General features: G+C 74.2%; 9 protein-coding genes. 6 read left to right on the forward strand and 3 right to left on the reverse strand.

What is annotated here, in order from left to right:
- Positions 1-238: 238 nt before the first annotated feature.
- The 3 genes from AC6EXY_RS10490 (at position 239) to AC6EXY_RS10500 (ending at position 4,247) form a co-directional block, all read left to right on the forward strand.
- Positions 239-2,080 (forward strand): hypothetical protein, encoded by a 1,842-nt coding sequence (locus AC6EXY_RS10490; protein WP_165818605.1) that lies wholly within the window; start codon positions 239-241, stop codon positions 2,078-2,080.
- A gap of 468 nt (positions 2,081-2,548) precedes the next feature.
- Complete coding sequence (locus AC6EXY_RS10495; RefSeq protein ID WP_101834426.1) at positions 2,549-3,148, forward strand: TetR/AcrR family transcriptional regulator; 600 nt, start codon at positions 2,549-2,551, stop codon at positions 3,146-3,148.
- A gap of 268 nt (positions 3,149-3,416) precedes the next feature.
- The gene (locus tag AC6EXY_RS10500; RefSeq protein WP_101834404.1) at positions 3,417-4,247 is read left to right on the forward strand and encodes a bifunctional 5,10-methylenetetrahydrofolate dehydrogenase/5,10-methenyltetrahydrofolate cyclohydrolase; all 831 of its coding nucleotides are present in this window, start codon (positions 3,417-3,419) and stop codon (positions 4,245-4,247) included.
- Between the two features lie 9 nt (positions 4,248-4,256).
- Here AC6EXY_RS10500 and AC6EXY_RS10505 read toward each other — a convergent pair whose 3' ends face one another.
- Together AC6EXY_RS10505 and bioA are read right to left on the reverse strand one after the other, a co-directional pair.
- A complete protein-coding gene (locus AC6EXY_RS10505) occupies positions 4,257-6,344 on the reverse strand; it encodes a sensor domain-containing diguanylate cyclase (RefSeq protein ID WP_499818718.1) in 2,088 nt (695 codons plus the stop codon).
- A 445-nt stretch (positions 6,345-6,789) separates the two neighbouring features.
- Complete coding sequence (gene bioA / locus AC6EXY_RS10510) at positions 6,790-8,190, reverse strand: adenosylmethionine--8-amino-7-oxononanoate transaminase (RefSeq protein ID WP_499842331.1); 1,401 nt, start codon at positions 8,188-8,190, stop codon at positions 6,790-6,792.
- Positions 8,191-8,293: 103 nt separating this feature from the next.
- On the opposite strand from bioA, the gene AC6EXY_RS10515 reads away from it, so the two are divergent.
- A complete protein-coding gene (locus AC6EXY_RS10515) occupies positions 8,294-9,166 on the forward strand; it encodes a rhomboid family intramembrane serine protease (protein WP_101834431.1) in 873 nt (290 codons plus the stop codon).
- A gap of 282 nt (positions 9,167-9,448) precedes the next feature.
- On the forward strand, positions 9,449-10,648 hold the full coding sequence (locus AC6EXY_RS10520; RefSeq protein ID WP_243407986.1) for an MFS transporter: 1,200 nt from the start codon (positions 9,449-9,451) through the stop codon (positions 10,646-10,648).
- Between the two features lie 302 nt (positions 10,649-10,950).
- Here the strand turns inward: AC6EXY_RS10520 and AC6EXY_RS10525 are convergent, their stop codons facing one another.
- The gene (locus AC6EXY_RS10525; protein ID WP_499842332.1) at positions 10,951-12,192 is read right to left on the reverse strand and encodes a hypothetical protein; all 1,242 of its coding nucleotides are present in this window, start codon (positions 12,190-12,192) and stop codon (positions 10,951-10,953) included.
- An 800-nt stretch (positions 12,193-12,992) separates the two neighbouring features.
- On the opposite strand from AC6EXY_RS10525, the gene AC6EXY_RS10530 reads away from it, so the two are divergent.
- Positions 12,993-13,691 carry a response regulator gene (locus tag AC6EXY_RS10530; RefSeq protein WP_480014759.1) on the forward strand — a complete coding sequence of 233 codons (699 nt, stop codon included), beginning with the start codon at positions 12,993-12,995 and terminating at the stop codon, positions 13,689-13,691.
- Positions 13,692-13,700: the final 9 nt, after the last annotated feature.

Genomic DNA, 13,700 nt, shown 5'->3' on the forward strand with positions numbered 1-13,700 from the left:
GATCCCAACGCCGCAACTATCTCGTACCTGCAACATTGTTGCAACTGGCTCGATGCGTTGCTGGGGTGTGGTTCCACGCCGCCGGGCTGATCGCCGCGGCCGCGAGGTCGCGCGGTCCGGCGGGACCTCGCGGGCCGGTCCGGTGGAAGTGCGGCTCACGCGGTCGGATCGGCGACAGTGCGGCTTCTCGGTTTCCTCCGTATCTGTCCGCGCCACGCTGGTATCAAGGTGGCGATCAGTGTCGGGACGGGGCGAACGCGAGGAGCGACGGTCGGACATGGCGGCGAAGACGACGTCGAACGCTCGGCGCGAGTTCCGCGTGATGTTGGTGCGGCTGGCCTTCTTCTGGCTGTGGTGGCCGGCCCTGATCTTCGTGTGGTGGGTGTTCGTGTCGGTGTTCCTGCCGGGCGTCGGCCCGGTGCATCTGGGCCTGTGGCGCTGGCTCGACGCCTGGTATTTCGTCGGCTCGGGATGGCGGTGGCAGTTTCTCGGGGTCGGCGCGGTCGGCACAGTGCTGATCGTCGCCGTCTGGTGGGCGAACGCGGGCGCGCCGTCCACGCGGCTGGCGACGCCCGCGGCGATCCTCGTCGTCGTCGGCATCACGCTCGCCGTCGTCAGCCTCGTCCAGTTCGTCCGGGCGGTGTGGGACAACGACAAGGACCTCGCCCGGTTCTACGGCGCGCGTACCACGTTCGTCGTGCCCGATCCAGCGCATCCGCCGACGGCGGTCTCCGTGCTGATCAATGACAACGCCCGCGGCGACGGGAAACGCTGCGACCTGCTCGGCCCGCACGGCAGCGACGTGGCGACCTGCATTCGCCGCGGCACGTTCAGCATGGCCGGGTTCGAGCCGCGGGTCGGCTCCCGCGACGGCGCGATCGCCGTGATGAGCGCGAGTTCCGGGAACATCGCGAACGTGCGGCTCCGCGTCAGCACACTCACCTACCTGAACGCGACGAAGGGCCGCCCGGCCGCCTGGTCCGCCATCCGCGACGGCAGCGGGATCGACACCCCCATGTACGGTGTCGTCGAATGGAGGGGAGGCTCCGAACGGCCCACGCAATGCCATTTCAGCGGAAAGTACCGCATTGACCGGGCGTTCGACGGTGAGCGCAGCAACAGCCTGCCGAACCTGCTCAACGACCGTTTCCCGCGGCTCATCTTCTCCGCCGACGACGCCTGGGGGTACTGCGCCGGCGCCGAGCCGATCGTCGTCCTGCCCGTGCAGAGGCAGATCCACTACCACGCGCGGACGGTGGCTGTCCCCGCCGGCGTCGTCCTCGTCCGCGGCTCCTCGAACGGCGGCGTCCGCCTGGAGCACCGCACCGACGTCCGCCCCGGCACGCTGCCCGGGCCGGTGTACCCGGACTCGCTCGTCGACGCGCAGCGCGCCGCCGCCCAGTGGGCCGGCGGGCGGGAGGTCCGCGACCGGCGCATGTTCGGCTTCGCGCCGACGAGCTCGCCGGTGCAGCTCGGCAACGTCGACGACTACCTGCTGCGCCGCGTCGCCGACGGCCGGCTGTACTGGGTCACCCCGGTGCGGCCGCGGGCCAGCGACTCCCAGCAGTTCGTCGCCTACGAGACGGTGCCCGCCGACACCGTCACCGACGGCCAGCTCAACCCGCTCGACATCGCCGTCCTGGCCGACGACGACCCGCGCATCGTCAACCTCGACCAGCTCGTCGCCGCGGCCACCGACTACATCGCCGCCGCCAACCCCGGCCTGATCAGCTCCGGGGCGAAGCTCGTCGAGTTCCTCCCGGTCCGCGACGACATCTGGCAGTCCTACGTCGAGATCAACGGCCGCGTGGTCTACCGCCTGACGATGAGCTACGCCAACCGCATCCCCACCGAGCTCGTCGCCCTGAACACCCCGGGCGCCAGCACCTCCCCCACCGCCGGCCGCCCCGGCGCGGGCCCGGGACCATCACCCGCCGCCGGCCAGCCCGGCACCTCGCCGACCACCGCCTGCGCGGGCCCACCGACCAGCCTCAGCGACTCCCAGCTCGCCACCTGCATCCAGACCTGGGCCAACGAACTCGCCCACCGTCACCCCCTCACCACCGCCCCCTCCCCCTGACCGCGGCAGAGGCATACTGCATACAGCGCATCCGCCATGCCTACATTGCAGTCATTGCAGCGCGCCGGGCAGGTGCAGCATCAAGGACTTCGCGGACATGTCCGTCGCTCTGCTCAGTCCCTGGCCCGCGTAGGTCGCGTTCCAGGTTGGGATGCGCCCCGGCGCTGCCGCGGCGGGTCGTGGCAGCGTGACGCCGGGGGCACCCGGTTGGCGGCGCGGGACGGCGTCAACATCGTTGATTATCATGGTCGCATTGACGAGGACGTGGACGAGACGGCGAACCCGCCAGCGTCGGCCGGGTCGGCAGGCGGTGGCACCGGACACATCGGCGCCGAACCCTTGGGGGGCACCGAACCGGCGACGGGTTCGCAGTCCGCTGACAACGGGCGGGCAGTGGGTGGCGAGGGTCGCGGGCGGCGGGGGCGACCGCGACGGACGCCGCGGGGGACGTTGTCGCGTGAGGTGCTGATGGCGGCGGCGATGCAGGTCGTCGACACGCAAGGCGCGGGGGCGTTCAGCATGCGGGCGCTCGGCGCGTTCCTCGAATGCGATCCGACGGCGATGTACCGGCACTTCACCGGCAAGAACGCCCTGCTCGACGCGCTCGTCGACAGCGTCGTGCGCGAGGGCGCCGCGACCCTGCCGGAGACGGACGACCCGCGCGCCGACATCCGGGAGAACTTCCGCCAGCTGCGCCGTTCCCTGCTCGCCCATCCGACGCTCGCCCCGCTGGTGCTGCGCCGACCGCCGGGAGTGGGCGCCTACTGGGAGCGCTCCGACCATGCCGTCGCCCAGCTGCACCGGGCCGGCATGGACCCGGTGGACGCCGCGAACGTCTACCAGACGCTGCTGTTCTACACGCTCGGGCACACCCTGTCCGAGGCCCGCCAGCTCGCCCGTGCGGTCGAGCGCGAGGGCGCGGGCGCCGAGGGCGGTCCGGTCGCCGCGGTGCGCCCGCCGGAGGATCGCCATCCCGACCTGTCCGACGTCGCGCCGCACCTGCGCGACGACAACGAGGCGCAGTTCCTCGCCGGTCTCGACCTGATCCTGCGCGATCTCCCCCGCTGACGCGCGGGCGCTGACCCGTTGGTGGGTTTCGGCCCGCGCGGCCTTGCTACGGTACGAGCAAGCGAGCGTCCGCGACCGGACGCAGAAGCCTCCAGGCTCGCACACCAGGGCACGGCGGCGCCAGAAACGGGCAGCAGGGGTGTCCGTCCGCAGACCCACGCGGACGGGGACGCCCCCGCGCCGGGTACACACCAGCCACCCGAGCGCCCCGCCCGCCCCGCACCCACGCGACCCACGCGACCCACGCACGCGAAGATCGGAGCACCGCATGAGGTTGCTCGACGGGCGGTCCATGGCCGCCGAGATCGGCCGGTACGTCGTCGACGAGGCCGAGCGGCTGACCGTCACCGGCAAGACCCCCACCCTGGCCGTGGTCCTGCCCACCGCGGACCCGGCCGCCCGCTCCTACTCCCACATCATCGAGCGCACCGCCGGCAAGGTCGGTATCCGGTGCGAGCTGCACGAGCCGTCGGGCGGCCTGTCGGCGCTCGTCGACACCGTCGACGCCCTGGCCACCGACCCGCTCGTCGACGGGATCATCGTGCAGACCCCGCTGCCCGACGGGGGGAGCTCGCGGGAGATCGGCGAGCGCATCCCAGTGGACAAGGACGTCGACGGGATGAACCCGGCGAGCCTGGGCCGGCTCGCCCTCGGCCTTCCCGGTTTCGCGCCGGCGACGGCCGCCGCCGTGGTGGAGATCCTCACCCGGGCGCGGGTGCCGATGGCCGGGGCACGGGTGTGCGTCGTCGGCCGCGGGCCGGTCGTCGGCAAGCCGGTGTCGCTGCTGCTGCTCGCCGAGGACGCGACGGTCACCGTGTGTCACTCGCGCACCCGGGACCTGGTGACGATCGCCCACGAGGCGGACATCATCGTGTCGGCCACCGGCCGGCCGAACCTGATCGGCGCAGGCTTCGTCCGGCCGGGTGCGACGGTCATCGACGTCGGCACCGCCGTGACGGACGCCGGCGAGGTCGGCGACGTGGACGCGGCGGCGATCGCCCCCGTCGCGGGCGCCCTCACCCCGGTGCCCGGCGGCGTCGGCCCGGTGACGACCATGCTGCTGCTGCGCAACACGATCCGCGCGGCCCAGCCGGGCTGACCACGCGGGTCACACCGGCGCATAGACCGGATCGGCCAGGCGGACGCGGTTGCGCCCGTCCGCCTTGGCCCGGTACAGCGCGCTGTCGGCGCGGGCGAGCAGCGCGGACAGGTCGCCCGGCGCCCCGTGATGGGTGGCGACGCCGACCGACACGGTCACCGACAGCGGCGGGCCGCCGTCCACCTGCCCGCAGCGGGTGCCGGCGACCTGGCGGCGGATCCGCTCGGCGACGTCGAGCGCGTTGTCCCGCCCGATCTCGGAGAGCAGGACCACGAACTCCTCCCCGCCGAACCGGCCGACGAGGTCGCGGGGCCGGGTCGCGGCCCGCAGCGCGTCGGCGACGGCCACCAGGATCACGTCCCCGACAAGGTGCCCGAAGCGGTCGTTGACCCGCTTGAAGTGGTCGATGTCGACGAGCAGCACCGACAGCGGCCGCCCGTCCCGGCCGACCCGGCCGAACTCGCGCTCGGCGACCTGGCGCCAGTAGGCCGGGTTCGCGAGCCGGGTCTTCGCGTCCGTGCGGGCGGCGTGCAGCAGGTCGGTGTGCACCAGGCTGCGCTGCAGCAGCAGCATCGGCGGGGCGACCGCGAGGATCAGCAACGGGCTCGCCGCCCACAGCACCGCCACGATGATCGACGTGCAGATCTCCGCGGCCCGCGCCGGCACCGCCTCGTGCCGCGAGGGTCGCAGCCGTGACCCGGCCAGCCCCTCCGTGCCGGCATGCCGGCTCAGTCCCGCGCGCCCGGCGACGGTGCCGCCGGCCGCCTCCACCCGCGACGCGTCCCGACCCGGCACCGTCCCCACCACGCCACCCGGCGCACCGACCACCGCCCTGCCGGGGATGACGGGCGCGCTGGGCGCGGCGGCCGACCGGCCCGGGCCGGCCAGCCCGTTCGGGCCATGGTCGCCCGCGGTGACGTACGGCCCGACCGGGGGGTCGATCGTGGCCCGGGGTGAGACGCCGAGCCAGGCGTCGAGCCCGTCCTGGCGGCCCGCACGGACCATGCCGAGGGCGGGCAGGGAGGCGACCATCGGGAAGACCGCCACGGCCGCCAGGAACGCCGCCACCGCGGGGCCCGAGCCGACGAGGCCGTCCACGGTCGCCCGGCCCCCGTCCGGGCTCAGCAGCAGGTGCACGGCGGAGGCACAGTAACCGGCGATGCCCAGTGTCGCCGCCTGGAACATCCGCAGGTGCGGGGGCCGGACCGGGTCGGCCCGGCCGGACAGCCAGCACAGCGGCAGGCCGATCACCGCCGGGTAGAACGGCGGCAGCAGGACGGCGACGGCGACCGCCCAGGTGGCGAGCAGATCGTGCCGGGCGATCCGGGGAACCGCCAGATCCTCACCGAGCCGCGCGGCCGCGGCGACCGCGACGGCGCCGAGCGCCAGGAACGCCCCGAACGCCATCAGGTCCGTCCACCGCCACCGCAGCCCCGACAGCGCGAACCCGCACAGCGCCAACCAGGCCAGGCTGACCAGGACGATGCGGCGCGCGACCGCCCGGGGCGCCCGCCACAGCATCCAGCCGCACCCGACGAGGCGCGCGACCGCGATCCGCGGCCGGACCGCCCGGCCCCCACCGACCACTCCCGCGGCGGCCACTCCCGCGGCGGCCATCTTGGAGCCGACCATCCCCGGGCCCGCCACCTCGGAGCCAGGCACCCCGGAGCCAGGCACCCCGCAGCCAGCCCTGTCCGTGCCGACCATCGTCGGGCCGCAGGGACCCGACCTTGGCGCCACCGCGGGGGAGACGCCCGCCGCCGCGCTCGCGGAGGCCGTCACCGGTGTGGCGGGCGTGGAGGTCGCCGACCGTGCCGGGTCGGCCTGCCCGGCGGGGGCGCATTGGTCCGGACCTGCCCGGACGGCCGCGGGGCCGGCGGGGTTGACCGCGGGCATGGTGACGCCGGCCAGGCGCAGCGCCAACGGGCAGGCGGCGGCGGTCGGCGGCGGCGCGGCCGGTGCCCGCTCGCCCGACCGGCGGTTCCAGGCCAGCCCGCGCCAGGGCGCGCGCGACCGTGACCCGCGGCGCCGCAGACCGCGGGCGACACCCAGCAGAACGGAACCCGCGCGGCCTGGCAGTCGTAGGCGTAACGGCATTGGCGGATGGCCTTCCTCGTTCTCGTTCGCGGCCGCGGTAACGGGCCGGAACCGCCCGGGTGAATCCAACCTTGTCTTTGCTACTCACAGTGAATCATCGAAAACGAAGAGTACGAAGCCGCTCGCGGGATTCGCAACCGTCGCATTGGGTCGGCTTACCGGCGCGGGTCGCGCATTCCCCGGCGCGATCCGGTTGCGGAAATGCCAGCTGACCTGCGGCGACGAATCCGATGCCGAAAGTGACAGCCGGCGGGGCGCCGGCTCTCTGTCAGGTGACCGACGCCCGCGCAGAGACCACACACGACACGCCGGGGGGGACGTGTGGCTCCGCGTCGGGGACCACGTCGGGCCGAAGTCCGGACCAGCGCCGGACCATCCACCGTTGGTTCCCGCCGCCGGACCCGCCCGTCGCCCGTGTCCGCGGGTGACGGATCACCCGGACGCATCAGGTGGTCCGGGCGACCGCCTCGACCATGGCGCCGGTCAGCGTCGCGACGTCGGCGGGCGCCATGACGAACGGCGGCATGGTGTACACCAGCCGGCCGAACGGACGCACCCAGACGCCGAGGTCCACCAGCAGCGGTTGGATCACCGCCATGTCGACCGGCTCGCGCGTCTCGATGACGCCGATGGCGCCGAGCACCCGCACGTCCGCGACGCCCGGCAGGTCCGCGGCCGGGGCGAGGCCGGCGCGCAGCCCGGCGGAGACCTCCGCGACGCGGGCCCGCCACGGCGAGGACAGCAGCAGTTCCACGCTCGCGTTCGCGATCGCGCTCGCCAGTGGATTGCCCATGAACGTCGGGCCGTGCATGAACGCCCCGGCCGGCGAGTCGGACACGCCCGCGGCCACCTCGTCGGTGCACAGTGTGGCCGCCATCGAGAGGTAGCCGCCGGTCAGCGCCTTGCCCAGGCACATGATGTCGGGGCTGATCCCCGCGTGGTCGCAGCCGAACAGCTCCCCCGAGCGACCGAAACCGACCGCGATCTCGTCGGCGATCAGCAGCACCCCGTACGCGTCGCACAGCTCGCGCACCCGGGCGAGCCACGCCGGCGCGTAGAAGCGCATCGCGCCGGTACCCTGCACGACCGGTTCGAGGATCACCGCCGCGACCTCGTGGGCGTGCCGGGCGAGCAGTTCCTCGAACGGCGCGACATGCGCGTCGGTGCACGGCTCGTCGTAGGCGCAGGTCGGCGCCGGGGCGAACAGGTGGCGGGGCAGCAGCTGGCTGAACAGGTGGTGCATGCCGGCGTCCGGGTCGCACACGGCCATCGCGCCGGAGGTGTCGCCGTGGTAGCCGCGGCGGATCGTCAGCAGCCGCGTCCGCTCCGGGTGCCCCCGCCCGGTCCAGTACTGCAGCGCCATCTTGATGGCGACCTCGACGGCGACGGATCCCGAGTCGCACAGGAACACCCGCCGCAGCGGCGCCGGGGTGATCGCCACGAGCGTCTCGGCGAGCCGCACCGCGGGCTCGTGGGTCAGGCCGCCGAACATGACGTGCGACATGGCGTCGAGCTGCGTGCGCGCCGCCTCGTCGAGCACGCGATGGCGGTAGCCGTGGATCGCCGCCCACCACGACGACATGCCGTCGACCAGCTCGCGACCGTCGGTCAGCGTCAGCCGGACGCCACGGGCCGATCGGACGCCGAACAGGGGTGCCGTCGCGGTCGCGGACGCGTACGGATGCCACACCACCCGCCGATCCCGGGCGACGAGATCACCGTGGCCGACCACCGCGGTGTGCCCCGCGCCTGCGGCGTCCCTCGCGGTCACGGTGGTCGCGGCGCCGGGAACGGTGGGGGTATCGGTGCTCGGCGAGTGTGGATGCACGCCTCCACTGTGGCCCATGACGACGATCGGCTGCCGGGCGCGCGCGACCCACCTCACGTCCGCCCGCCCGCGCCCTCACCCGGCCGTGCCGCCGGCCGACCGAACAGGCAGGATGGTCGACGTGGTCATCCCGATTCACGACATCAACCCGCTGAGCCGGCGTCCGGTCATGACCTGGCTCCTGATCGCCGCCAACGTCGTGATCTTCGTTTTCCTCGAGCCCGTCGTGACCTCCGTCGCCGGGATCGGGACGTCGGTGGCGCAGAACGTCTGCGAGCAGCAGCGGTTCTTCCAGGAATGGGGCGCCATCCCCCGCGAGCTGCTGCACAACGCGGCGCTCACCGTCGTGAACTCGGGCCACATCGGGGTGGATTCCGCCGGCAATCCGGGATGCATCGCACAGTCACCGCCGCCGTTCCACAAGATTCCGGCACTGTCCGCCCTGACCGCCATGTTCCTGCACGGCAGCTGGCTGCACCTGATCGGCAACATGCTTTTTCTCGGCGTCTTCGGCAACAACCTCGAGGACCGCATGGGGCGGCTGGTCTACCTGCTGTTCTACCTGGTCTGCGGGTACGCGGCTACCTACGGCTTTGCCCTGTTCCAGAGCGATTCCTCGAACACCCTGATCGGCGCCTCCGGGGCGATCGCCGGGGTTCTCGGCGCCTATCTGGTGCTGTTCCCGAGGGCCCGGGTCATCGGGCTGGTGTCAGTGTTCTTCTTCCTGCCGTTCTGGCTTCCGGCCTGGATCGTGCTCGGCTTCTGGTTCGCGCTCCAGTACGTGTACTTCACCGGTTTCGGAGTGGCCGACGGCGGGGCCGTGGCATACGGCGCGCATGTCGTCGGATTCGTGGTCGGGGCACTGCTGGTCCTGCCGTTCGTCCGTCAGCTGCGCGCCGCCGGGCCCGGCATCGCGCCCCGGGTCCCGCAGCATCGCTGGGTCCGCGGGACCGGCGGCGCCGGGGCGGCCGCCCGTCACCGACGCGGCTACTGACCGGCGCGGGGGCGGCCGCGTCCCGCTCCGCTGGCCGTCCTCGTCCCGCTCAGCCCACGTGAGCTGGGCTAATTCGGGTGGCATCGGTCGGCCTCGCTGCGGCAGGCTGGGCCGGCTATGACCGACCCGCCCCCTGCCCCGCCGGCCTCCTCGGCCTCGTTTCCACCATCGGCGCCGCCGTTCCCATCAGCCCCGCCGGCCACGTCGGTCCCATCGGCCCCGCCGGCCGCATCGGCCGCGACGGCGTCCGCCACGCCCGCGGGAGCACCGGCCGCGCCCGCCGTGCCGGCGCGGGCGGGCCGTTACCGGCGGACGCTCGCGACACCCGGCGTCCGGCGGTTCATTCCGGCCTCCATCGTCGGGCGGCTGCCCCTGTCCATGCACGCGCTGGGCACCGTGCTGTTCGTCCAGGACCGTTCCGGCTCGTACGCGCTCGGTGGCGCGGTCGCGGCGGCCACCGCGATCAGCGAGGCCGTCTGCGCCCCCGGGGTGGGCCGGCTGCTGGACCGTCGCGGTCAGGCCCCAGTGCTGCTCGTCGCGCTCGTCGGCCACCTGCTCGGGGTGGCCGCGCTGCTGGTGGCCGTCTGGGCGGGCCTGCCGCGGCCGCTGTGGTTCGCCGCGGCCGCGATCGCCGGCGCGTGCCTGCCGCCCGTCGGCAGCTGCGCACGGGCCCGGTGGAGCATGCTGCTGGCGGGCTCACCGCTGCTGCCGAGCGCCTTCGCGCTGGAGGCGGCGATCGACGAGCTGGTGTTCGTCGTCGGGCCCACCCTGGTGACGGCACTGGTCACGCTGGTGGCGCCGGCCGGGGGGCTGATCGCCTCGACGATGCTGCTGATGATCGGGGCCGCCGGGCTCGCCGCGCAGCGCGACACCGATCCAGGCCCGCGGCCGCCGGCCGCGAGCCCACCGGTACGGATCATGCGACAGCCGGCCGCGCGGGTGCTCGTCGCGATCGTCTTCGCGATCGGGGTCGGGTTCGGCGGCGTCGACGTCTCCATGGTCGCCTTCGCCCGGGAGCAGGGGCTGGCCGCCGTCGGGGGGCTGCTGCTGGGCCTGTTCGCCACCGGCTCGGGGGTGGCCGGCCTGCTCCACGGTGCCCGCGCGTCCCACCGCCCACCGCGGGCCCGGCTGCTGCGGGCGGTGGCACTGCTCGCGGCCGGGTTCGCGCTGCCCCTCGCCGGCGTCACCGTGTGGGCGATGATCCCGCTGGCCGTCCTCGCCGGCGCGACCGCCGCCCCGACGATGATCAGTGCGAACGCGACGATGGAGCGACTCGTCCCGCCGCGGTCACGCACCGAGGGTTTCGCCTGGCTCACCATGGCCGTGGCCAGCGGCGTCGCTCTGGGCGCGCCGGTCGCCGGCCACCTGGTCGACGGCGGCGGCGCCCGGCTCGGCTTCCTCGTCCCGGCCGCGGCGGGCCTGCTCGCCGGCCTCGCGGCCCTGTGCGGGCGCCGCTGCCTGCCAAACACCACCCCCGGCTGAACCCTTCGCCACCCCTCTCCGCGGACGGCGCCTCGACCCGGCGGTCGCCGGCCGGCGTCACGGGCGGGCCATCCACAGGCAACGAACATGCGTTCGACAATCTGGGCTGCCCGTCCTACGGTTGTTCCATGGTCGTGACGCACGGGCACACGGCGGTCGGCGGGCACACGGCGGTCGGCGGGCACACGGCGGTCCGCGGGCACACGGCGGTCCGCGGGCGCGCCTGCGTCGGCCGCGGCCCCGAGCCGCCGGTCCCGGTCCCGGTCCCCGACCGGCGGCTCGGGGCCGGGACCGGCCGACGATCAGGGCGCGGTGTTCTCGCTCGCCGCGCCGGTGGTGTCGGCGGCCGGCGCGTCGTCACCGGCGGTCTCGGCGGTCGTGGTCGCGGCGGCCGGTGTCGCCGCGGCGGCGGCCGCCTCGACCGGACGGCGCCGGCCCAGCAGCCCGCGGCGGGTTCGCGGCCGGGAGACGTCGCCGTCGCCGCGGCGCCTGCGTCCCCGCCGCTGCGAGGTGGTGCCCTCGTCCTTCTCCTTCTCCTGCGCGGCTTCCTCCTCCGCCGGGTCGCGCTGCGCCACGACGTCCCCGGCCTGCTCCGCGGACGTGTCCGTGGCGGGCTCGGAGCCGGCCGCCCCCTCCTTGGGCTCGGCCGCCGCCGTCTGCTCCGCCGCGGTCGGCTCGGCAGCGGCGACGAGCTCGGCGCCGGTCGCGGGCTGCTCCGCGGCGGGCCGCTCGTCGGCGGGCTCCGCGGTGGGGGTCGGCGCGTCGTCCTGGCGGGCCTGCGCGGAGTCCCCGTCGGTCGCCACAGGCTCCTCGGTCGCCACAGCCTCGACGGTCGCGCCGTCGGTGGGCGCCGTTGCGGAGGCGGTGGTCACACCGGGCCCGGCGGCGGGCGTCTCCTCGTCAGCCGGCCCGGCGAGCGACGCGGGGGCCGCGGGCTCGGCGGGCTCAGTCGACGCCTCGGCCGGCGGCTCGGCGCCGGACAGCGGCTCGGCGCTCGGCGCGGACTCGGCGGGCTGCTCGGGCCCGTCCGCGGTCTCCGGCGCGGCCTCGCCGGAAGCCGCCTCGGGCTCGGCGCCGGCCGTTGCCGGCTCGGCCGCGGCGGCGGCCTTGCGGCCACGGCGGGTCGTGGGAGCGGCCGAGGCGGGCACGGCGGGCGTGACCTCGAGAGCCACGGTGCGCCAGCCCTCGAAGACGTCGGTGACGACGTAGCCGTCGGCGCCCAGGGCGTCGCGGAAGCGCGCGAGCTGCTCGTAGGACAGGGTCAGGTCCACCACCGCGGCGGGCTCGGCCCCCGCGGCGGTGTCGGCCCCCGCGGCGGTGTCGCCGGCCAGGCCGGCCACGGGCGCCGGACTGGCCCCGTCGACGGCCTCACCCGGGCCGGCCGGGACGTGCCGGGTGACCGTCGCCGAGACCCGGTACGTGACCGTCGCGGCGTCGTCCACGCTCCCGGCCAGGGACCAGGATCGGCTCACCCTGCCGTCAGCCGCCGGGCTGGCCTCGATCTGCGCCGCAAGCAGTGTCGCGATCCTCGCTTCGACCGTCATGGGCACCGGGTCGTCGCTCTTACCCCATCGCACGGACGCACGTCCTTTCGTTCACGGTGTCGGTCCTTCACGCTGTCGGCGTCACACAAGTCGGGCGCTGACCCGGCGGCATCGCACCGTCGGGGCTCCCGTCCGCGCCGGATGCCCGGCGAGCGCACCGATGCGGCCGTCCGCCCCGCGCCCGGCGCCGTTGCGTCATGGGCGGGACGATCGCGCCGACGACCGGCGGCGCCTGCGCCCACCTCCGAGATGGACGGCCTGGACACCGGCCGCGAACGAGGACCGCATTCTGACGGACGGGTCCGGCGCGCTCCGCATCGGGGTGTGTTTCGACACACTGGCGACATAGCGTCGCAAACTGGCGTCAACTCGGACATCATTGATGCACGCCGAGCAGTAGCCGTCCGGCGCGGCGATCACGGCGACACGCACGCACGCGGGCACCCAGTCGGGCACCGCGCGTGCCCCTCGACCCTCTGGTCGCCCGGCCGGTGGCCGGCGGCGCGATGCGGGTTCTACCGCATCACATTCAGAGTGCGATCATATCGGGGAACTACACATAGCGGTTGTTGGATTGCCAGAGCTGTCTCTCCGTCGGTGCCGGCCTTCCGGCCACCCGTTCCGGATGGCACCCGCAGACGGCCAGCGCGACCCCGTCGGCGCGATTCCCGCGTTGCACGTCGCTTCGCCCGTTCGGCCAAGCCAACCTGGGCGGTGGCCAGAGAGCGTTATATTCTGCTTGCCGGACGTGACATACAGCGACGGTCTTCTTACGACAGCGAGGTCGGGCGGAGTCAACGGTGTCAGACGAACTGGCGGACGGGTCCGGCGCCGGCAGCGCGGCGGTCTCCGCGCCCGCCACCGGATCCATCAGGGTCTTCCTTCTCGACGACCATGAGGTGGTACGTCGCGGCCTGCGAGACCTCCTCGCCGAGGTCTCCGACGTCGAGGTGGTCGGCGAGGCCGGCCGCGCCGACGAGGCACTGCGGCAGATCATGGCGTTGCGCCCCAACGTCGCTGTCCTCGACGCACGGCTCGAGGACGGCAGCGGCATCGAGGTGTGCCGGCAGGTGCGCTCGGCCGATCCCCACATCGCCTGCCTCATCCTCACCTCCTTCGACGACGAGGAGGCGTTGTTCACCGCGATCATGGCGGGCGCGGCGGGCTATGTCCTCAAGCAGATCCGGGGCACCGCGCTCGTGGACGCCGTGCGCCAGGTGGCCGCCGGCAAGTCCCTGCTCGACCCGGCGGTGACCCCACGGGTGCTGGTGCGCCTGCGGGAGGGACCGGTTGAGGATGAGCGACTCGCCGGGCTCACCGACCAGGAGCGGCGAATCCTGCGCCTCATCGCCGAGGGGCTCACGAACCGGCAGATCGCCAATCGCATGTTCCTCGCCGAGAAGACCGTGAAGAACTACGTCTCCAGCATGCTGGCGAAGCTCGGCCTGGAAAGCCGCACCCAGGCCGCCGTCTTCGCCACCCGGCTCAACACCACCTGAGGATGCGGG

The organism is Frankia sp. RB5, assembly GCF_059816245.1.